Raw genomic sequence first — 20,180 nt, forward strand, 5'->3', positions numbered from 1 at the left:
CGCCCGGACCGGATGACCCCCGTATCAACCGATCGGCTGATGCGCCGGGCCCCACCCGCGTATGTGCTGTCCGGATACCCCCCGGACCGGCTGTCCCGGTACCCCCGGACCGGCTGTCCGGCCCCGCCCGCCCCGCCTCCCCGAGGCACGATGGACGTACGTACGTGCGCCCGTACGGCACGACACGTACGGCACGACACGTACAGATCCGACAGGAGCCCGCCCCCGTGAGCGAAGCGCAACGCACCCGCGCCCTCGCCGCCGTCATGCACACGGCCTTCTTCCTCCTGCTCGCCGCCTCCCTCTCCCGCTTCCTCCTGCGCCACCCCGGCGAACCCCGCACCCCCTGGATCATCGCCCTCAGCATCGCCCTGGCGGCCCTGTACGTCCTCGGCCCCGCCCTCGGCGCCGCCCCCACCGTCCGCCGGCTGTTCTGGCTCGGCCTGGTCGTCGCCACCTGGGTGGTCCTGGTCGTCCTCGCCCCCAGCTTCGCCTGGTGCGCGGTCCCGCTCTTCTACACGGCCCTGCGCACCCTCCCGCCCCGCGCGGCGATCGCCCTCGTCGCCCTGCTCACCGTCTTCGTCGTGATCGCGCAGCTCAAGCTGGCCAAGCAGTTCGACCCGAACCTGCTGCTCGCCCCGCCCGCGGTCGCCGCGCTCGCCACCGCCGTGTTCGTCCACATGGAGCGCCAGGCCGAGGCCCAGCGCGCGCTCATCGACGACCTCATCCGCACCCGCCGGGAGCTCGCCGCCACCGAGCGCCGCGAGGGCACCCTCGCCGAGCGCCAGCGGCTGTCGATGGAGATCCACGACACCCTCGCCCAGCACCTGTCCTCCCAGCAGATGCTGCTGCAGGCCGCCGACCGCACCTGGGACACCGATCCCGGCACCGCCCGCGCGCACGTCCGTACCGCCACCGACATCGCCGCCCGCGGCCTCGCCGAGGCCCGCCGCCTGGTGCACGACCTCGCGCCCCCCGAGCTCGCCGACGGCTCCGGCCGCCCGGAGGCCCTCCCCGACGCGCTGCGCGCCCTGGACGCCGGTCCGGGCATCACCGTCCGGTTCCACCTGGAGGGCACGCCCGTCCCGCTCCCGGACCGCACCCAGTCCGCGCTGCTGCGCATCGCCCAGGGCGCGCTGGCGAACGTACGGGAGCACTCCGGCGCCCGGGCCGCCGCGCTGACCCTGTCCTTCCTCGGCGACCAGGTCGTCCTGGACATCGCCGACGACGGCCGGGGCTTCGCCGAGCCACGGGCGGCCGGTGCCGCCCGCGCCGACGGCGCCACCGGCCGCGGCCACGGGCTGCCCGCGATGCGCGCGCGGGTCGGGCAGCTCGGCGGCACGCTCACCATCGAGTCGGCCCCCCACGAGGGGACCGTCCTGTCGGCCGCCGTACCCCTGAACACCCCCACGGAGCCCGCCCCATGACGACCATCCTGCTCTGCGACGACCATGTCGTCGTCCGTGCCGGCCTGCTGGCCCTCCTCGGCAGCGAACCGGACATCGAGGTGCTCGGCGAGGCCGGCAGCGGGGAGGAGGCGGTGGCCCTGGCCGCCAAACTCCGGCCCGACGTCGTCCTGATGGACCTCCAGCTCGGCGAGGGCATCGACGGTGTCGAGGCCACCCGCCGGATCACCGGCATCGCCGACCCGCCGCACGTCCTGGTCCTCACCACGTACGACACGGACGCCGACATCACGCGCGCCATCGGCGCGGGCGCTACCGGCTACCTGCTGAAGGCGGAGCGGCCCGAGGAACTCTTCGCCGCGATCCACTCCGCCGCGCAGGGGCACACCACCCTCTCGCCGCCGATCGCGAACCGCGTGATGGCCCGGATGCGCGGCACCCGGCCCACCCTGACGGAACGTGAGCTGGACATCCTGGGGCAGCTCGCCCGGGGGCTGAGCAACCGTGAGATCGCGCGGGCGCTGTTCATCAGCGAGGCCACGGTCAAGACCCACCTGGGGCGGATCTACGACAAGCTCGGCGTCGACACGCGCGCGGGAGCGGTGTCGGTGGCGAAGGAGCAGCGCCTGCTGCCGTCCTAGCCCGCTCTCCCGGACCGGGCCGGACCTCCCCCTCCCCCGCGCCCGCTCCCGCTCCCGCTCCCGCTCCCGGAACATTTGCCTCCAACGTCGGAAACCGGACAGTCGTGCCCTCTCTTCGGACAACCGGCACCCAGGGCCCGTCCCAGACCTGCCCAACCCCGGATTCCGCTGGCACGCTCACTCGCGCCGCCACCCAGGCCCAGCGAAGGAGCCCGAGTGACCCACCCCACCCCCCGCACCGGCGCCCGCCGCCGCCCGGCCCTGCTCGCCGCCACCGCGGCCGCCGTGGCCGTCGCCGCCCTCACCGTCCAGGCCGCCCCGGCCGCGGCCGGACCGGTCCCCGCACCCAAGGTCGCCGCACCCACGGTTGCCGCCCCGGCCCCCGGTCCGGTGACCGGCGTCGGCCACGGCCGGTACGTCGGCACGGTGCCGCTGCCCGCCCACTTCACCGGCAGCGCCTACACCCTCCGCGACACCACCCGCGGCGACACCCGCACCGTCGACGCCATGAACCAGAACGGCGGCGGGGTCCTGTTCACCGACGCCGACAACACCTGGGGCGACGGCACGGCCGCCGGCCGCCAGACCGCCGGCGTCGACGCCCACTACGCCACCACCGCGACCTGGGACTTCTACCTGAACACCTTCGGGCGCAAGGGCGTACTGGGCGACGGGCGCGGCGTCACCTCCCGCGTCCACTACGGCGCCTCGTACCCGTACGCCTTCTGGGACGACAGCTGCCTGTGCGCCAACTACGGCGACGCCGCACCCGGCGGCAGATCCCTCGCCTCGCTCGACGTCGTCGGCCACACCCTCGCCCAGCCCCTGATCAGCACCACCGCGAACTTCACCTACAGCGGCGAGCCCGGCGGCCTGCGCGTGGCCACCGCGGACATCCTGGCCGCCGCCGGCGAGTTCGCCGCGGAGAACCCCGTCGACGTCGGCGACTACCACTTCGGCGAGCAGGTCTTCACCGGCGGCCCGCTGCGCACCATGGACCGCCCCAGCACCGACGGCCGCTCCCCCGACTACTGGTCCCGGGACATCGGCCGCCTCGACCCCGCGTACTCCTCCGGCCCGGCCCGGCACTTCTTCTACCTCCTCGCCGAGGGCAGCGGCCCCAAGGTCGTCAACGGCGTCGCCTACGACTCCCCGACCATCGACAGCTCCAAGCTGCTCGGGATCGGCCGGGAGAAGGCCGTCCGCATCTGGTACCGGGCGCTGAGCAGCGGATACATGTCCTCCACCACCAACTACGCGCGCGCCCGCGCCGCCACCGTGCAGGCCGCCGCCGACCTCTACGGCGCGACCGGCCCCGAGGTCGGACGCGTGCGCGCGGCCTGGTCGGCGGTCAACGTCCGCTGACCCCGCCCCGGCCGGGCCGGCCAGCCCCCGTCGCCGGCCCGCACACCCCGGCGGCACCCGCCCCCACGACGTGACACCATCGAAGACGTGCTCGACATCGGTTACTCCCTCTCCCGGCGCTTCCCGGACCCCCCGCAGACCGACTACCGGTCCGCGGACGTCCACGCGCTGCGCCACGACCTCTTCTGCGGCGACGTCTACCTCGCCGACACCAAGGAGGACCGGGAGGTGTCCACAGCCTGGGGATGGGTGCCGGTGCTCGACTTCGCCTGGGCGCTGTGCGACATCGTCGAGCAGCTCGACCAGGACCCGCGCGGCAGCCGCTCGTCGAACCGCCAGTACGCGGAACTCGACTTCACCGAGTCCACGGACCGGATGCTCTTCGAGCGGCGCTTCGGCTGGGTGGACATCGAGGCGGACTGGATGCCTCCGGAGGAGGCCCCGCTCACCTTCAGCCACCGGCTGCTGCGCCGCGAGGCCCGCGACTTCCTGCACGACCTGATCGCGGACCTCGTCGACATGCACGACGGCCTCGCCGACAACCCCGCGATCTGGACCCTCCAGTCCCGCTTCCCCCGCGTACCGGCGTGAGCGGGATCCCTCCCGCACCCCCTCCCGCACCCCCTCCCGCACTCCCTACGGCTCCACCCGCACCCCCAGCTGCGCCGCGAACGCCGGGGCCAGGTCCATCAGCTGCGCCGGGCTGATCACGGCCCCGGCCAGCCGGTCCAGGCCGCGGGCGACGTCCACCCGGGCCGCCTCCCGCAGGTCCACGTCCGCCAGCCGCGCCCCGGAGAAGTCGGCTCCCCCGATCACACAGCCGGGGAACCCGACCCGCTCCAGCACCGCGCCGCCGAAGTCCGGCTCGACCAGCACCACGCCCTCGAACACCACGTCCTTCAGCCGGGCCGCCCGCAGGTTCAGGTAGTCGATCTTCCCGCCCCGGACGTGGACGCGCTCCAGCACCGCCCCGTGCAGCTGCACCCCGCCCAGCCGGGCCTCGGCCACCTCCACGTCCCGCAGCTGGGCCTCGGCCAGATCGGTCCCGACCCCCCGCACCCCGTCGAACACCGAGTCCAGGAACCGGGCCTTCCGCAGCCGGGTCTCGTCCAGCAGGCACCCCGCGAGCCGGCAGTCCATGAACCGGGCCCCCGCCCCGTCCTGGCCGCCGAAGTCCAGGCCGGCGAAGTCCAGCGCGTCGTAGTCCCCGTCCGGCTCCAGCACAGCGGCTGCGCCGGCACCGCCGGCGTACGCCGTGAGCTCCGGCAGCCGCACCTGCGGCCGCCGCGCCGCCTTCACCGTCTGCTTCTTCGCGTTCTTCGAGTTCTTCGCGTTCCGCGCGCCGCCTGCCATCCCCCCATCCTGACCCGCGCCACTGACAACGGCCCGGGAACGGCCCGGAACCCACGCGTCAGGCGCGCTGCCCGAGCAGCTCCTCGGCCACCAGCACCTGCTCCTCCCGCAGCGCCCGCTCCCCGTCCTCGATGTCCCACAGGGCGTTCTGGAGCACCCGCCCCAGCGTCCACGCCCCCGCCCGCTTCCGGTCCAGTCCGAGGACCTCCGTCATCAGGTCGAAGCGCCACAGGACGTCCCCGGCCACGAAGTGGTTGTCGATCGCCGGCAGCAGGTCGAACCCCGGGTCCCCCGCCAGCGGCTTCGGGTCGATCGCCAGCCACGGCTCCCGCCGCGCGCCCAGCACGTTGTCGAAGTGCAGGTCCCAGTGCAGCAGCCGGTCCCCCGGCTCGTCCGCCACCTCCGCGAGCGCCGCCGCGCAGTCCGCGAGCAGCCGCCGCTCGCCCGGGTCGGCCAACTCCCGTACGGCGTCCGGCACATCGGCCAGCATCTGCGCGGCGATGTCGCCCAGCGCGCGCATCCCGTGCGGCGCCCGTACCGCCGTCAGCCGCGCCAGCAGCTCCGCGAGCACCCCCACGGCACGGCGCGGGTCGGCCGCCGCGAGCCGCGACAGGTGCCGGGTCTCGTCGAGCCGTTCCAGCAGCAGGGTCCCGGTCGGTTCGTCGTGCTCCAGCAGCCGTACGCTGCCGTCGCCGTCCCACCGGCGCAGCGCGGCCGGTTCCCCCGCGCTCTCCTCGTCGAGCAGCTGCATCTTCAGCGCCGCCGGCGACCCGTCCGCCCGTACGACGGGCAGCACCAGCGCGGTCACCCCGTGCATCCCGGGTCCCGACCGCCGCAGCCCCCACTGCTCCAGGAACAGCGCCGCCCGCGCGGGCAGCCCCTCGATGAAGGCCCGTCCCGCCTCGCCGTTGTACGTGAGCTGCGCGCGGGCCAGTTCGTCAGGAATCTCGACCATGCCCCGACCCTAGAACCCATCCGACCCCGATCCGCCGGACAGCCCCGGGCGCGCCCCGAACCGCTCCCTCCTTCCCCTTCCCCTCCCCTCCCCTCCCTACCCGACACCGACGCTGTGCAGCGCCTCCCCGAACGCCTTCGCGCCGAACATCGCCCCGCCCTTGGCCCCCACCGCCTTGCCGTCCACCAGCACCAGCGGCGTGCCCTGCGCCCCGGTGGCCTCGAAGGCCTTCTCGGCGTCCGCCACCCACCCCCGGTACGTCATGTCCTTCACCGCCCTGTCGAAGGCGTCCCCGCGCAGCCCCGGCACCGCGTCCGCGACGGCCAGCAGGTGTGCGTCGGTGAAGGCGCCCGACGGCTGGCTGGCGAAGACCGCCGCGTGGTACTCGGCGAACTTCCCCGCGTCCACCGACGCCCGCAGCGCGTTGACCGCCTTGACCGAGCCGCTGGCCCCGCCCTGGTCCAGGAACGACGCCAGCAGGTACTCGATCTTCACCTTCCCCTGCGCGGCCAGCTTCAGCAGCGCCTCACCGCCGCCCGCCTCGAACTTCGCGCAGTAGCCGCACCGCGGATCCACGAGCACCTGCGCCGTGTGCGGGGCATCGGCCCTCCCCACCACGACCGTGGCCCCGTCCACCGCCGCCGGCAGTCCCGCCAGCTCCCCCGCGATCGAGCTGGTCCGCACGACCCCGCCCCCGCCCCCTTCCGGGGCGCCTTCGGACCGCCCTCCACACCCCACGGCCGCCCCACCGAGCAGCGCCACGAGGGCCACCACCGCCACCGCACGCCCGTGACCCCGCACGAAAACCAGCCCTCTCACCGAAAACCACCAGAACGACAGAAATAACCCTCCCCACCCTAGAACCGCATTTCCGCAGGAATCCGAACCAATCGACCTTCATTCCAGGCCCAAAGTCCCGGAACCACAACACCTTCCTTAAGCCCTGGGGCCACCCTGGACAGGCATCCGGAAGGCGGTGTACCACTCCCCCATGACGAGCGCGACGATCAACGGCGGCATCTCCTTCTGGTACGCGACCGACGGCATCCCGCCGCCGCGCGAGCCCCTCACCGCCGATGCCACGGCCGACGTCGTCATCATCGGCGGCGGCTACACCGGCCTGTGGACGGCGTACTACCTCAAGCAGGCCGCGCCCTTCCTGCGGATCACCGTCCTCGAGCAGAAGTTCTGCGGCTACGGCGCCTCCGGCCGCAACGGCGGCTGGCTCTACAACGGCATCGCGGGCCGCGACCGGTACGCGCGGCTCCACGGCCACGACGCCGCGCTCCGCCTCCAGCAGGCCATGAACGACACCGTCACCGAGGTCATCGACGTCGCCGCCAAGGAGGGCATCGACGCCGACATCCACCGCGGCGGCGTCCTCGAAGTCGCCCGTACCCCCGCCCAGCTCGGCCGCCTGAAGGCCTTCCACACCGCCGAACTCGCCTTCGGCGAGAGCGACCGCGAGCTCTACGGCGCCCGCGACACCCGCGCCCGCGTCAACGTCGCCGACGCCATCGGCTCGTCCTGGACCCCGCACGGCGCGCGCATCCACCCCGCCAAGCTGGTCACCGGGCTCGCCGCCGCGTGCGAACGCCTCGGCGTCGTCATCCACGAGTCCACGCCGGTCACCGAGATCGCCCCCAAGCGGGCGGTCACCCCGTACGGCACCGTCCGCGCGCCGTACGTCCTGCGCTGCACCGAGGGGTTCACGGCCTCCCTCAAGGGCCACAAGCGCGCCTGGCTGCCGATGAACTCCTCGATGATCGTCACCGCGCCGCTGCCCGCGTCCACGTGGGAACAGCTCGGCTGGGACGACCGGGCCACGCTCGGCGACATGGCCCACGCCTACATGTACGCCCAGCGCACCGCCGACGACCGCATCGCGCTGGGCGGCCGGGGCGTCCCGTACCGCTTCGGCTCGCGCACCGACAACGACGGCCGCACCCAGCCCGCCACCATCAAGGCCCTGTCCGCCCTCCTGACCTCGTTCTTCCCCCAGCTCACCGGCGTCGGCATCACCCACGCCTGGTCCGGCGTCCTCGGCGTCCCCCGCGACTGGTGCGCCACCGTCACCCTGGACCGCAGCACCGGCCTCGGCTGGGCCGGCGGATACGTCGGCTCCGGCGTCGCCACGGCCAACCTCGCCGCCCGTACCCTGCGCGACCTGGTCCAGCAGGACTCCGGCCAGGCCGGCCCCACCGAACTGACCACCCTCCCCTGGGTCAACCACCGCGTCCGCCGCTGGGAACCGGAACCCCTGCGCTGGCTCGGCGTCCACACCCTCTACGCCGCCTACCGCGAGGCCGACCGCCGCGAGTCCCGCACCCACACGCCGACCACCACCCCCCTGGCCCGCCTGGCCGACCGCGTCGCGGGCCGCCACTGACGCCGGCGCATTCGCATTCGCATTCATCAACCGGTCCACAATGGACCGCATAAACCGTTGAACACCGCACCGGACAAGGCTTTCCGACTTGCGATCAGAATCCAGGGGTGCTGGGCTGGAAAAGTCGGGGGCCATGGCATGAGTCCATCGTGAGTACACGTTGCCGGAGGTTCGCGATGACACACGTCACGTCCGCAGGCGGCGCACTGCGCCGCCGCACCACGGCCCTGTTCGCGGCCGCCACACTGACCCTTTCCCTGTCGGCCACCCTCACGCTCACCTCGGCGGGCTCCGCGTCCGCCCTGTGCGTCGCCAACAATTTCACCGGGAAATGGCATTCGTCCGACGACCGGCTGAGCCGTATCGACGTCTGGCACGGAAACGACTGCCGCCTCTACCTCAGAGCCTGGTCCACGTGCAAGGACAATGCGCGGCGGGACTGCCAATGGGACTACGGCTCGACGGAGCTGAAAGGCACCCCGGAAAGGAATTTCCGGTTCGCCGACTTCCAGTGGAACAACGCGAGCGAGGTCCTGCAGCTGAGACTGCAGACCAAGACCAGCATGTCGGTGTGGGACCGCACCCTGTACAAGTCCGGCAAGGACGTCCGCTTCACCGTGGCGATGACCAAGAGCAGCTGATGCAGGGTTGAGGGGGCGCCAGGGTCAGGCCCAGCAGTCGTCGTGCGCCTGCTTCGTCCAGTCCATTTGCCAGGGTGGCCGGGGTGGTTCGTCGATCACTCGCCCGGTTCCCTCTCGGCGGCTTCGTGCCGAAGACGGCTGTACTCCTCCAGAAGTCGCATGGACTCCTCGGGGACTTCGGATGTGGCGGCGCGCGCTTCGAGATCGCGCATGTGGGAGTCGAGGACGGGATCTCGCGCTATGGCGTACTGCGTCCACCACAGGCGCATGAAGGCCGGCACCGGTGTGACGCTGAAGGCATTGCCGATGACGCGCTTCCAGTGGGCTTCGAAGTCGGGGAGGAGGTGCGGGGCGTGTTCCTGGATCGCCAGCCGGAGCGCTTGGGGGGTGCGCTCGGGCATGGGCGGCAACCGCCGGGGTTCCCCCTCGTACTCCTCGAAGTGGAGTGCATGGGCGGGCATGGCGGTCATCTGCTCGAACCACTCGGCTGGAACCAAGTAGGCGACGGTCTTCCCTTTGCGAGTGATGGCTGCGGCTTCGCCGGCGATCCGGGTCCGGTCCAGGATCTCGCCCATCCCCTTACGGAGGTCGATGGTCGTGTACGTCTTGGTTTCCATGGGCTTCAGTGTATGACAACTCTCATAGTTGAGATATGCGCCTGCAGTGGCCTCGCCGCAACGCGTGAGGGAGTGCGGACGTGGCGCGCGGCCTCTGAACGGGACGTCAAAGGCCCCCCGCCATGATCGGCGAGGGGCCTTTTCCCTTGAGCCCCCTGTCGGGTTCGAACCGACGACCCCCGCTTTACAAGAGCGGTGCTCTGGCCAGCTGAGCTAAGGAGGCATGCTGCCCGTGCAGTGTACCCAGGGCCGGGCCGGGTGGCTGTCGGAAATCTCACGGGCGCGCGGGCCCTCGGGTGCTGACAGGACGGGCGGTGGCGGGTAGCGTCACCAGCGGTCCGTTTCATGGACTAGACCAGACACTCCTTCCACTCGGATCGTCCGGCACGTTCCTGCCGGTAGAAGGGATGCATCACCATGGCTTCTGTCACCTTCGACAAGGCGACCCGGCTGTACCCCGGCGGCGACAAGCCCGCCGTCGACCAGCTGGAGCTGCACATCGAGGACGGCGAGTTCCTCGTCCTCGTCGGGCCCTCCGGCTGCGGCAAGTCGACCTCCCTGCGCATGCTCGCGGGTCTGGAGGACGTCAACGGCGGCTCCATCCGCATCGGCGAGCGCGACGTCACGCACCTGCCGCCCAAGGACCGGGACATCGCGATGGTGTTCCAGAACTACGCGCTCTACCCGCACATGTCCGTCGCCGACAACATGGGCTTCGCGCTCAAGATCGCCGGTGTCGACAAGGCCACCATCCGCAAGAAGGTGGAGGAGGCCGCGGACATCCTCGACCTGCGCGCCTACCTCGACCGCAAGCCCAAGGCCCTGTCCGGCGGTCAGCGCCAGCGCGTCGCCATGGGCCGCGCCATCGTGCGCCAGCCGCAGGTCTTCCTCATGGACGAGCCGCTGTCGAACCTCGACGCCAAGCTCCGCGTCTCCACCCGTACGCAGATCGCCGGCCTCCAGCGGCGCCTGGGCATCACCACCGTGTACGTCACCCACGACCAGGTCGAGGCCATGACCATGGGCGACCGGGTGGCCGTGCTCAAGGACGGTCTGCTCCAGCAGGTCGACACCCCGCGCAACATGTACGACCGCCCGGCGAACCTGTTCGTCGCCGGGTTCATCGGCTCGCCCGCCATGAACCTGGTCGAGGTGCCGATCACCGACGGCGGCGTGAAGTTCGGCGAGAGCGTCGTCCCGGTCTCGCGCGAGGCGCTGTCGGCCGCCGCCGACGCGGGCGACCGCACCGTGACGGTGGGCGTGCGCCCCGAGCACTTCGACATCACCGACGAGGGCGGTCTGGCCGTCACCGTCAACGTGGTCGAGGAGCTCGGCGCCGACGGGTACGTGTACGGCACGGCCGAGGTCGGCGCCAAGGCCGGGGACCTCGTGGTCCGCGTGAACGGCCGTCAGGTGCCGGAGAAGGGCTCGGTCCTGCACGTGACCCCGCGCGCCGGCGAGATCCACGTGTTCTCGACCTCGACCGGCGAGCGCCTCGCCGACTGAGGCACCCGAAAGGTGCGGAGGGGGGCCGGACGGCCCTCCTCCGCTCGCCCGCCGCCCCCCGGGCCCGCAGCGTGGTCCCATGGACCTGCGCCTGGATCCCCTGCCGGGACAGTGGACCGCCCGCCACGCCCGCACCGACCCGCTGCGGCACGGCCCGGCGGCCGTCGCCGCCGCGTACACCCTCCTCCAGCTGCTGCTCGTCGTCCCCGGCACCGGCCTCGGCTGGGACGAGACCGTGTACGTCAGCCAGGTCGACCCGCACGCCCCGGCGGCCTTCTTCAGCGCCCCCAGGGCCCGCGGCATCACCTTCCTCATCGCCCCGGTGACCTGGTGGACGGCCGATCCCACCGTCCTGCACGCCTGCCTCGCCCTGCTGTCGGGAGCCGCGCTCCTGCTCTGCCTGCGGGTGTGGCGGCCGCTGCTGCCCGCGTCCGTGCTGACGGCCGCCGCCGCCCTGTTCACCGGCCTGTGGATCACCCTCCTCTACGGACCGCAGGCGATGCCCAACCTGTGGGTGGCGTACGGCGCCCTGGCCGCCGTCGGCTGCTTCCTGCGCGCCGCGACCGCCGCCACCCCCGCCCGGGCCCGGTGGCCGCTGTGCGGGCTCGCGGCCGCCCTGTGCGCCGTGGCCCTGCTGCGCCCCTCCGACGCGCTGTGGCTGGCGGGCGCGCTGACCGCGGCCGCGGCCCTGGTCCGCCCCTGGCGGCGGCCGGTCCTGCTGCTCGCGGTGGCGGCCGGCACCGCCCTGGGGGCGGCGGAATGGATCGTCGAGGCGGAGTGGCGGTACGGCGGTACGGCAGCGCGGCTGCGGCGGGCCGCCGAGATCCAGGGCGGCCTGGAGTGGCGGCCGGCCCTGGCCGACCAGGTACGGGGGCTGGAGGGGCGGACCCTGTGCCGGCCGTGCGCCGGGGTGCCGTGGCGGCGGCCGGTCACGGCGCTGTGGTGGTTCCTGGTGCCGCCGGCGGTCGCGGCCGGCCTCTGGGCCGCCGTACGCGGAAGGCGGCAGGCGGGGTGGGAGCGGCGGCCCCGAGGGGGCGGGCCCGCCGACGCCCCCGCCGGCACGGCGCACGCGGCCGCCGCGGCCGGCGCCGTGACCGAGGCCGCCGCCGTGCCGGCCGCGTCGACGAGGGTCCACATGACCTGGGCCGACCGGCCCGCCGCCGTACCGGCGCTGGCCCTGGCCACGGCGGCGGCGACCGCGCTGGCCCTGCCGTACCTGCTGTTCCTCGGGTACGCCGCACCGCGCTTCCTGCTCCCCTCCTACGCCCTGCTGGCCCTGCCCGCCGGGGCCGGCCTGGTCGCGCTCGTCCAGCGGATCCGGTCCGACGGCTGGAGCCGCGCGGCCGCCCGGCTGCCCCTCGCCCTGCTCGCCGTGGCGCTCGCCGGGCACTTCGCCGTCCAGTACGCCGTGCTGCACGCGGTGGTGACCCGCGTCCGGGCCAACCACGTGGCGTTCACCGCGGTTGCGGCGGAACTCGCCGCGCAGGGGGTGCGGCCCCCGTGCGTGGTGAGCGGGCACGAGGCGGTGCGGGTGGCGTTCCGGCTGGGGTGCTCCTCGCGGCAGACCGGCGGGCACGACGCCAGCATCACGGCGGCCGAGCTGGTGCGGACGGCCCGCGACCGGCCGGTGGTGGTGCTGACGGCCGGCGACGATCCCGTGCCCGCCCACGCGCGCGGCTGGCGGCCCGTCCGGCTCCCGGACCTGCCGGCGGTGGCGAACTACCGGGCATACCTGTCCCGGTGAGCGGGCAGGAATCACGGCCGGGCAGGAGGACGGGCCCGGGGCTGCCCCGCCCCCGCGCCCCGCCCGCCCGGACAGGTCGGCAAACTCCCCGGCAGACCGGCGCATTTCGAGTCCCCGTACGTCAACGCCCCATTCGAAAAGCCACGTCGAACCATCCCCCGACAGGGTGACTAAATGTCGCCAAATCTTCACCGAGCGCTACTCTCGCCCTCGTGACCCACACTGCTCGCCGTATCGGCCGTTCCCTCGCCCTGGTCCTGCCCGTCGTCCTGGTCCTGTCCGGGACCCTCGCGGTCACCATGGTCCCCTGGGCCGACAACACCCCGTCCCAGATCCTGACCGCCTCCGCCGAGGACGTCTCCGTGCCCGCCAAGCCGCGCACCGCGCAGGACGTCCTGCGCGAGAAGCTGCTCAGCGAGCTCCAGCAGGGCAAGGAGCCGGGGGTGGTCCTCACCCACCTCCAGCAGGAGGTGGACAAGCGGCCGTCGCTGGCCGAGCACTGCGCCGGCATCGCCCGCGCGCTCGGCCGGGCCGCGGTGGAGGCGTACGGGCCGACGAGGGCCCAGTCCCACGCCCGGCCGGTGTGCGACACCTCCTACGCCTCCGGGGTCGCCTCCATCAGCTGACGGGACACCCCGAAGGCCCCGTCACCCGGCCCGGCCGCCCACGCGGCTGCCTAGGCTGCTGCCATGACGGAACCCTCCGCGTCCCTTCCCGCGACGCCCCGCCCCACCACCGAGTCCGTTCCCGCGGCCGCGTACCGGGCCACCCCCACCCAGGCCGTCGTCCTGGCGGGTGGCCAGGGTTCGCGGCTGCGGCCGTATACGGACGACCGGCCCAAGCCGATGGTGGAGATCCCGGGCACCGGCACGCCGATCATCGGACACCAGCTGGCCTGGCTGGCCTCCGAAGGGGTCACGGACGCCGTGGTCTCCTGCGGGCACCTGGCCGGCGTCCTGCAGGACTGGCTGGAGTCGGCCGAACTCCCGCTGCGCGTCACGACGGTGGTGGAGAAGGAGCCGCTGGGCCGCGGCGGCGGGCTGAAGTTCGCGGCGGCCCGGCTGCCGCACCCGGACCGGCCCTGGTACGCGACGAACGGCGACATCTGGACCCGGTTCTCGCTGCGCGAGATGGCCATGTTCCACGTGGAACGTGACGCCCTGGCCACGCTGGCGCTGGCCCGGCCCCGGCTGCCGTGGGGCGTGGTGGAGGCCAACGAGTTCGGACAGGTGCTGGACTTCATCGAGGCCCCGCCGTCGCCGTATCCGGTCAACGCCGGCGTGTACGTCTTCGCCGCCGAATTCACCGCGCTGCTGCCCGACTTCGGCGACCACGAGCGGACCACCTTCCCGCGGCTGGCCCGCGAGCGGCGGCTGGCGGGCTTCCCGCTGCCCCAGGGCGCCTACTGGCGGGCGATCGACACGGCGAAGGACCTGACCGAGGCCGCACGGGAGTTGGCGGCCCAGACGGGCCCCTGAGGGCCTCCGCGGGCGTTGTCCGTACGTACGTCAGGGCCCGGTGCGCCGCTCGCGCACCGGGCCCTGACGTACGTACGGTCCGGACGAGGACCGGGGGAGGGTCAGCCGCCCAGGAGGCCGCCCACCAGACCCGGCTGCTTCGACGGCGACTCCCCGCCGCTACCGCTACCGCTGCGGGTGCCGCTGCCGCTGCCCGCCGACGAGGACGGCGCCCGCTGCTGCGGGGTCGACTGGCGGGGCGAGGTCCGCGGGGTCTGCTGGCCGGAGGTGCTGCCGCGGGTCGCGGTCGGGGACTCGGCGCCGGCGCTCTCGCGGCCGGTCACCGCACCCGGGGTGCTCCGGCCGGCCTTGGCCGGCTCCGAGGGCTTCACGGAGGGCTGGGCCGGGGCGACGGGCTGCTGCTGGGCCGGCCTGCGGGACGTCGAGGGCTCCTGCGGAAGGGGCTGGCCCGGCAGGTAGTTGGACGGGTCCTGGCCGGGGCCGGGGACGGTGACCACGGTGGTGGAGCGGACCGCGCCGCCGAGCAGCGAGCCGACGAGCAGCGTGAGACCGCAGACGACGGCGGCCATCACGGCACCGCGCCGCAGCACGCGCCGGCGCAGGCGCCAGACCTCCGACCGCGGGCCGAGGGTGCGCCAGGCCTCGCCGGCGAGCCGCCCGTCGAGGGAGTAGACGGGAGCGCCCGCGATGATCAGCGGGCTCCAGGCGGCCAGGTAGATGATGTCGGGCGCGTCGTAGGCGGGGACGGTCTTCCAGCTCACCGTCATCAGCAGCGCGGCCGAGAGCAGGGCCCCGAAGCAGGCGGCGAACCGCTGCCAGAGCCCGAGCACCGTCAGGACGCCCACGATGACCTGGAGGAAGGCCACCGTGAGCCCGGCGCCGACCGGGTGCGCGAGGGCGAAGTCGCGCAGCGGCTCGGCCAGGGCCCACGGGTGCAGGGTGCGCAGCCAGGTGACCATGGAGCCGCGCTCGCCGCCGTCGAAGTAGACGGGGTCGCACAGCTTGCCCATGCCCGCGTAGATGGAGATGAAGCCGAGGAAGACGCGCAGCGGGAGCAGCACGACGCCGAGGTTCATCCGGCGGCCCGGGTAGTACGAGGCCTGCCCGCGCGCGTCGGAGCCGGCCCGGCCGGCCCGTTCGGCACCGGCCGCCGCGGGCCCGTCGCCCGGACCGCCACCGCCGCCGTAGGGGGGCTGGTGCGCGTACGGCAGATCGCGCACGGGGGCCATCGCGCGCGTCTCGTCGGGGTCGCCGTAGCTGCGCTGGCCGATGACGGTCGGGGTGGGGAGGGTGTCCTCGGCGAGGTCGTGGTCCAGGTCGATCCGCGGGATGACCTGGGTGGCGCCGCCGTCGAACCCGTCGCCGAAGCCGTCGTGGCCGCGGCCGGCCTCTCGGACGGCCTGGAGCAGTCCGCCGGTGGCGGCCGCGGCGTCGCCGCCGGGGCCCGACCTGCCGCTCCACACCACCGGCGCGCGGCGGCGGGTGGCGCCGGCGGCGGCGACCACCGCGCCGCTGAGGGCCGGGATACGGCCTGAAGTGTCCGGGATCCTGGGACGCGCGCTCGGGCTCGGTGCGAGCCGGACGCGGAAGCTGGCGTGGTTGACGATGACCTGTGCGGGGTCGCACGGCACCTTGACCATGCTCAGCGCAGGCTGGTCGTCGAACCGGGGCGTTCTGGTGTCCACACTCATCTAACCGAGTGATCAGTGTTTAGGACACTGCCTTGACTTCGGGGATCTGTCCGAGGCCCGTCAAACGATCTTTTCCGGCCATTCGGAGGTGCCCCCGGCCCCGTCCGGCGTACCCGTGTCACCCTGCGCGGGCGACACGGGCACGGGAAGGTTTGGCGCGCGGGGCCCGACCCGAACGGCCGGAACCCGACCGGACGGCGGCGGACCGTACGGGTCACGCGCCGGACGGATCACGCGCCGGACGGATCAAGCGCCGTACGCGTTACGCGCGGCGGCGGGCGGCCTCGTACAGGACCACACCGGCGGCCACACCGGCGTTGAGGGACTCGGCGCCGCCCGGCATCGGGATCCGGACCAGGTAGTCGCAGGTCTCGCCGACGAGCCGGCCCAGGCCCTTGCCCTCGGAACCGACGACGATGACGACGGGACCGCCCAGGGCCTCCAGGTCGCCGAGCTCGTGCTCGCCCTCGGCGGCCAGACCGACGACGGTGATGCCGGCCTTCTTGTAGTCCTGCAGGGCGCGGGTCAGGTTGGTGACCCGCGCGACCGGCGTACGGGCGGCGGTGCCGGCCGAGGTCTTCCAGGCACCGGCGGTCATGCCGGCGGCGCGGCGCTCGGGGATCACGACGCCGTGGCCGCCGAAGGCGGAGACGGAGCGGACGATCGCGCCGAGGTTGCGCGGGTCGGTGACGCCGTCGAGGGCGACGATCAGCGGGTCCTGGCCCTCGTCGTACGCCTCGGCGGTGAGGTCCTCGGGGTGCGCGTACTCGTACGGCGGGACCTGGAGGACCAGGCCCTGGTGGTTGAGCCCGTTGGTCATGCGGTCGAGCTCGGGACGCGGGGCCTCCATCAGGTGGATGTTGCCGCGCTCGGAGGCGAGCTGGATCGCGTCGCGGACCCGCTCGTCGTTGTCGATGAACTGCTGCACGTACAGCGTGGTGGCCGGAACGCCGTCGCGCAGCGCCTCGAAGACCGGGTTGCGGCCGACGACCATCTCGCTGGTGCCCTTGGGGCCGCCGCGGCGCGGGGCGGGGCGGCGCTTGGCGGCCTGGCGCGCCATCGCGTTGGAGACGCGGAACGCCTTGTGGCCCTTGCGGTCCTCGGCCTTGGGCGTGGGGCCCTTGCCCTCGAGGCCCTTGCGACGCTGGCCACCGCTGCCGACCGTCGCGCCCTTCTTGTTGGACGTGCGACGGTTCCTGCGCTGGCTGTTCCCGGCCATGACTACCTGTCTCTGTAAAGAAAAGTGCGTATGTATGCCCAGTGTGCCGCCCGCACCGGGCGGGCGGCACCTTCAGCTGGGCTCAGCGGGTCCCCGAGGTGCTCAGCCGCGCGGGCCGAGCGTCCAGCGGGGTCCCGTCGGGCTGTCCTCGATGACCAGGCCCGACTGCTGGAGCTGGTCGCGGATGGCGTCGGCGGCGGGCCAGTCCTTGCGGGCGCGAGCGGACTCGCGCTGGTCCAGGACCAGCCGTACCAGGGTGTCGACGGCGCCGTGGAGGTCGTCGCCGCGGTCGGACTCGCCGGCCCAGTGCTCGTCGAGCGGGTCCAGGCCGAGGACGCCGAGCATGGCCCGTACCTCGGCCAGCCGCGCGATGGCGGAGTCCTTGTCGTCGGCGGCCAGGGCGCTGTTGCCCTGCCGGACCGCGGTGTGGATGATCGCGAGCGCCTGCGGGACGCCCAGGTCGTCGTCCATCGCCTCCGCGAAGGCGAGCGGGACCTCGGCGGCGGGCTCGACGGGGCCGCCGGCCTTCTCGACCACGCGCTGGACGAAGCCCTCGATGCGGGCGAAGGCGGACTCCGCCTCGCGCAGGGCCTCCTCGCTGTACTCGATCATCGAGCGGTAGTGCGGGGTGCCGAGGTAGTAGCGCAGGACGATCGGGCGCCACTGCTTGACCATCTCGGAGACGAGGACCGAGTTCCCGAGGGACTTGGACATCTTCTCGCCGGACATGGTGACCCAGGCGTTGTGCACCCAGTAGTTCGCGAACGCGTCGCCGAACGCCTTGGCCTGGACGATCTCGTTCTCGTGGTGCGGGAAGATCAGGTCCAGGCCGCCGCCGTGGATGTCGAAGGCGCTGCCCAGGTACTTGTGGGCCATCGCCGAGCACTCCAGGTGCCAGCCGGGACGGCCGCGGCCCCACGGGGTCTCCCAGTCCGGCTCACCGGGCTTGGAGGCCTTCCACATGGCGAAGTCGCGGGGGTCGCGCTTGCCGGTGATGCCCTCTTCCTTCGGCTGGCGCAGGTCGTCGATGTCCTGGTTGGACAGCTCCAGATAGCCGGGGAAGGACCGCACGTCGAAGTAGACGCTGCCGTCGGCCTCGTACGCGTGGCCGCGCTCGATGAGGACGCGCATCATCTCGATCATCTCGGGGACGTGGCCGGTGGCGCGCGGCTCGTAGGTGGGCGGGAGGCAACCCAGGGCCCTGTAGCCGTCGTTGAAGGCGCGCTCGTTCTCGTAGCCGATCGACCACCAGGGGCGGCCCTGTTCGGCGCCCTTCGCGATGATCTTGTCGTCGATGTCGGTGACGTTCCGGATGAAGGTGACGTCGTAGCCGCGGTAGGTCAGCCAGCGGCGGATGATGTCGAAGTTCAGGTTGGAGCGGATGTGCCCGATGTGCGGGGCCGCCTGAACGGTGGCACCACACAGGTAGATCGAGACGCAGCCCGGCACGAGCGGGGTGAAGTCGCGGATCTGCCGGGCGCTGGTGTCGTACAGGCGAATAGTCACGGCATCCAGGGTAGTGCGCGTACGGCAGTGCCCCGCGACCCTTTCGGGGCGCGGGGCGCCTTTGTTGCCAAATGGCCGCCGGGGCGCGGGCGCCGTACCGGCGGGGCTCAGGCCCCGCTCGTGCGGTACACCAGGGCGGTCGCGATGGCGGCCAGTCCCTCGGCGCGGCCGGTCAGGCCGAGGCCGTCGGTGGTGGTGCCGGAGACGGAGACGGGGGCGCCGGCCGCCTCGCTGAGCGCCTTCTGGGCCTCGTCGCGGCGCTTGCCGACCTTCGGCCGGACGCCGATGACCTGCACCGACACATTGCCGATGGTGAAGCCTTCGGCGCGGACGATACGGGCGGCCTCCGCGAGCAGGGTGACGCCGGAGGCGCCGGACCACTCGGGGCGGGAGGTGCCGAAGTGGGCGCCGAGGTCGCCGACACCGGCGGCGGAGAAGAGGGCGTCGCAGGCGGCGTGGGCGGCGACGTCGCCGTCGGAGTGCCCGGCCAGTCCGTACCCGTCGTTCTCGGGGCCGTCCCAGAGCAGGCCCGCGCACCACAGCTCGCGGCCCTGCTCGAAGGCGTGGACGTCGGTGCCGATGCCGACGCGCGGGACCAGCGGGGCGACCGGGACCGCCGGGGCCGGAGACCCTTCAGGTGCGGCGTCCGCGGCGGCTGCGGGGTCAGTAGACATCGGTGGCCCTCCTGCGGGCGAGTACGGCCTCGGCGAGGACCAGGTCGAGCGGGCGGGTGACCTTGAAGGCCTCTTCGTGGCCGGGGACGACCATGACGGTCACCCCCAGCCTTTCCACCATTCCGGCGTCGTCCGTGGCGCCCTCGCCGTTGACGGCGATGGTCTCGTGGGCGCGGACCAGGGTGGCGCGGTCGAAGCCCTGGGGGGTCTGTACGGCGCGCAGCCGGGACCGCTCGGGGGTGGCGACGACCGGTTCGGGCGCACCGGGCCGGCCGGCGGGCTCGACCTCCTTGACGGTGTCGGCCAGCGGCAGGGCCGGTACGACGGCGGGCGCGCCCTCGCGGACGGCCTCGACGACCGCGTCGACGGTGTCGACGGGGACGAGCGGGCGGGCGGCGTCGTGGATGAGGACGCTGGTGACGTCCTCGGGGAGGGCGTCCAGGCCCGCGCGGACGGATTCCTGGCGGGTGTCGCCGCCGGAGACGACCAGGATGTCGGTGCGGTCGGGCAGCGCGTGCTCGTCGAGGAGGTTCTTCACCTCGGCGGCGCCGTCGGACGGCGCGACGACGACCACGAGCGAGACGGCGCGGGAGCGGGCCATGGCGCGGACGGCGTGGATCAGCATCGGCGTGCCGCCGAGGGCGCGCAGGGCCTTGGGCGCGCCGGGGCCCAGCCGTACGCCGCGGCCGGCGGCGGGGATCACCGCGGCCGTGCGGTGGGGGCGCTCGGGACGCGCGGGGCGCTCGGGGCGCGAGTCGTCATTCATCGGGATGGCTCCGCTAGCTCCGGGAACTCGGCCAGGTTTGTGACTTCGGCCGACGTGGGTATGGCCTGAAGGGTGCCGGGTGCGCTGCCCTCGCCCCTTCCGTGACGACCGGTCGAGTCGGCTGCCCGGACCCGGCACACCAGAGAACGAAGGACGCGCCGGGTGGGAACGCGTGGCGTGCAGCAGGCGCGTGGGATGAACGCGTGGGGTGAAGAAGCCAGACATGCCG

Annotated in this window: 19 protein-coding genes and 1 tRNA gene; 10 read left to right on the forward strand and 10 right to left on the reverse strand. The window is 73.4% G+C overall.

Features of this window, described 5'->3' with window-relative positions:
• Window positions 1-266 precede the first annotated feature (266 nt).
• From ACZ6KO_RS31120 to ACZ6KO_RS31135, 4 genes are all read left to right on the forward strand, one after another.
• A complete protein-coding gene (locus tag ACZ6KO_RS31120; protein WP_469307405.1) occupies window positions 267-1,427 on the forward strand; it encodes a sensor histidine kinase in 1,161 nt (386 codons plus the stop codon).
• Window positions 1,424-2,047 carry a response regulator gene (locus ACZ6KO_RS31125; RefSeq protein ID WP_469307326.1) on the forward strand — a complete coding sequence of 208 codons (624 nt, stop codon included), beginning with the start codon at window positions 1,424-1,426 and terminating at the stop codon, window positions 2,045-2,047. Before ACZ6KO_RS31120 ends, ACZ6KO_RS31125 begins: the two co-directional genes overlap by 4 nt.
• Window positions 2,048-2,263: 216 nt before the next feature.
• Complete coding sequence (locus ACZ6KO_RS31130) at window positions 2,264-3,412, forward strand: M4 family metallopeptidase (RefSeq protein ID WP_469307327.1); 1,149 nt, start codon at window positions 2,264-2,266, stop codon at window positions 3,410-3,412.
• Between the two features lie 87 nt (window positions 3,413-3,499).
• The gene (locus tag ACZ6KO_RS31135; protein WP_469307328.1) at window positions 3,500-4,003 is read left to right on the forward strand and encodes a hypothetical protein; all 504 of its coding nucleotides are present in this window, start codon (window positions 3,500-3,502) and stop codon (window positions 4,001-4,003) included.
• Between the two features lie 45 nt (window positions 4,004-4,048).
• On the opposite strand, the gene ACZ6KO_RS31140 is transcribed toward ACZ6KO_RS31135, so the two are convergent.
• The 3 genes from ACZ6KO_RS31140 to ACZ6KO_RS31150 form a co-directional block, all read right to left on the reverse strand.
• Entirely contained in the window at window positions 4,049-4,765 is a 717-nt protein-coding gene (locus tag ACZ6KO_RS31140) for a pentapeptide repeat-containing protein (RefSeq protein WP_469307329.1), read from the reverse strand.
• A gap of 58 nt (window positions 4,766-4,823) precedes the next feature.
• Window positions 4,824-5,720 (reverse strand): aminoglycoside phosphotransferase family protein, encoded by an 897-nt coding sequence (locus tag ACZ6KO_RS31145; protein WP_469307330.1) that lies wholly within the window; start codon window positions 5,718-5,720, stop codon window positions 4,824-4,826.
• A 96-nt stretch (window positions 5,721-5,816) separates the two neighbouring features.
• Window positions 5,817-6,404, reverse strand: a complete 588-nt coding sequence (locus ACZ6KO_RS31150; RefSeq protein WP_469307331.1) for a DsbA family protein — start codon at window positions 6,402-6,404, stop codon at window positions 5,817-5,819.
• A gap of 307 nt (window positions 6,405-6,711) precedes the next feature.
• On the opposite strand from ACZ6KO_RS31150, the gene ACZ6KO_RS31155 reads away from it, so the two are divergent.
• Both ACZ6KO_RS31155 and ACZ6KO_RS31160 read left to right on the forward strand, forming a co-directional pair.
• Entirely contained in the window at window positions 6,712-8,109 is a 1,398-nt protein-coding gene (locus ACZ6KO_RS31155; RefSeq protein WP_469307332.1) for an NAD(P)/FAD-dependent oxidoreductase, read from the forward strand.
• A 176-nt stretch (window positions 8,110-8,285) separates the two neighbouring features.
• Entirely contained in the window at window positions 8,286-8,750 is a 465-nt protein-coding gene (locus ACZ6KO_RS31160; RefSeq protein WP_469307333.1) for a hypothetical protein, read from the forward strand.
• Between the two features lie 95 nt (window positions 8,751-8,845).
• Here ACZ6KO_RS31160 and ACZ6KO_RS31165 read toward each other — a convergent pair whose 3' ends face one another.
• Window positions 8,846-9,367, reverse strand: coding sequence for a type II toxin-antitoxin system Phd/YefM family antitoxin (locus tag ACZ6KO_RS31165; RefSeq protein ID WP_469307334.1), 522 nt, complete (start codon window positions 9,365-9,367; stop codon window positions 8,846-8,848).
• 149 nt (window positions 9,368-9,516) lie between these two features.
• Window positions 9,517-9,590: transfer RNA gene (locus tag ACZ6KO_RS31170), tRNA-Thr, on the reverse strand.
• A 194-nt stretch (window positions 9,591-9,784) separates the two neighbouring features.
• Between ACZ6KO_RS31170 and ACZ6KO_RS31175 the strand changes: the two genes are divergently transcribed.
• The 4 genes from ACZ6KO_RS31175 (at window position 9,785) to ACZ6KO_RS31190 (ending at window position 14,095) form a co-directional block, all read left to right on the forward strand.
• Complete coding sequence (locus ACZ6KO_RS31175) at window positions 9,785-10,873, forward strand: ABC transporter ATP-binding protein (RefSeq protein ID WP_469307335.1); 1,089 nt, start codon at window positions 9,785-9,787, stop codon at window positions 10,871-10,873.
• A gap of 79 nt (window positions 10,874-10,952) precedes the next feature.
• Entirely contained in the window at window positions 10,953-12,617 is a 1,665-nt protein-coding gene (locus tag ACZ6KO_RS31180; protein WP_469307336.1) for a hypothetical protein, read from the forward strand.
• Window positions 12,618-12,829: 212 nt separating this feature from the next.
• On the forward strand, window positions 12,830-13,243 hold the full coding sequence (locus tag ACZ6KO_RS31185) for a hypothetical protein (RefSeq protein ID WP_469307337.1): 414 nt from the start codon (window positions 12,830-12,832) through the stop codon (window positions 13,241-13,243).
• 63 nt (window positions 13,244-13,306) lie between these two features.
• Window positions 13,307-14,095, forward strand: a complete 789-nt coding sequence (locus tag ACZ6KO_RS31190; protein WP_469307338.1) for a nucleotidyltransferase family protein — start codon at window positions 13,307-13,309, stop codon at window positions 14,093-14,095.
• Window positions 14,096-14,196: 101 nt separating this feature from the next.
• Here ACZ6KO_RS31190 and ACZ6KO_RS31195 read toward each other — a convergent pair whose 3' ends face one another.
• The 5 genes from ACZ6KO_RS31195 to ispD form a co-directional block, all read right to left on the reverse strand.
• A complete protein-coding gene (locus tag ACZ6KO_RS31195) occupies window positions 14,197-15,786 on the reverse strand; it encodes a DoxX family protein (RefSeq protein ID WP_469307339.1) in 1,590 nt (529 codons plus the stop codon).
• A 262-nt stretch (window positions 15,787-16,048) separates the two neighbouring features.
• Window positions 16,049-17,005, reverse strand: coding sequence for a 23S rRNA (guanosine(2251)-2'-O)-methyltransferase RlmB (gene rlmB / locus ACZ6KO_RS31200; RefSeq protein WP_469307340.1), 957 nt, complete (start codon window positions 17,003-17,005; stop codon window positions 16,049-16,051).
• Between the two features lie 102 nt (window positions 17,006-17,107).
• Window positions 17,108-18,511, reverse strand: coding sequence for a cysteine--tRNA ligase (gene cysS, locus ACZ6KO_RS31205; protein ID WP_469307341.1), 1,404 nt, complete (start codon window positions 18,509-18,511; stop codon window positions 17,108-17,110).
• 107 nt (window positions 18,512-18,618) lie between these two features.
• Window positions 18,619-19,185: a 2-C-methyl-D-erythritol 2,4-cyclodiphosphate synthase gene (gene ispF / locus ACZ6KO_RS31210; RefSeq protein ID WP_469307342.1), complete on the reverse strand. Its 567-nt coding sequence runs from the start codon at window positions 19,183-19,185 to the stop codon at window positions 18,619-18,621.
• Window positions 19,175-19,951: a 2-C-methyl-D-erythritol 4-phosphate cytidylyltransferase gene (gene ispD / locus ACZ6KO_RS31215; RefSeq protein ID WP_469307343.1), complete on the reverse strand. Its 777-nt coding sequence runs from the start codon at window positions 19,949-19,951 to the stop codon at window positions 19,175-19,177. Before ispD ends, ispF begins: the two co-directional genes overlap by 11 nt.
• Window positions 19,952-20,180: the final 229 nt, after the last annotated feature.

The sequence above is a fragment of the Streptomyces sp. NPDC042102 genome (genome assembly GCF_055582305.1).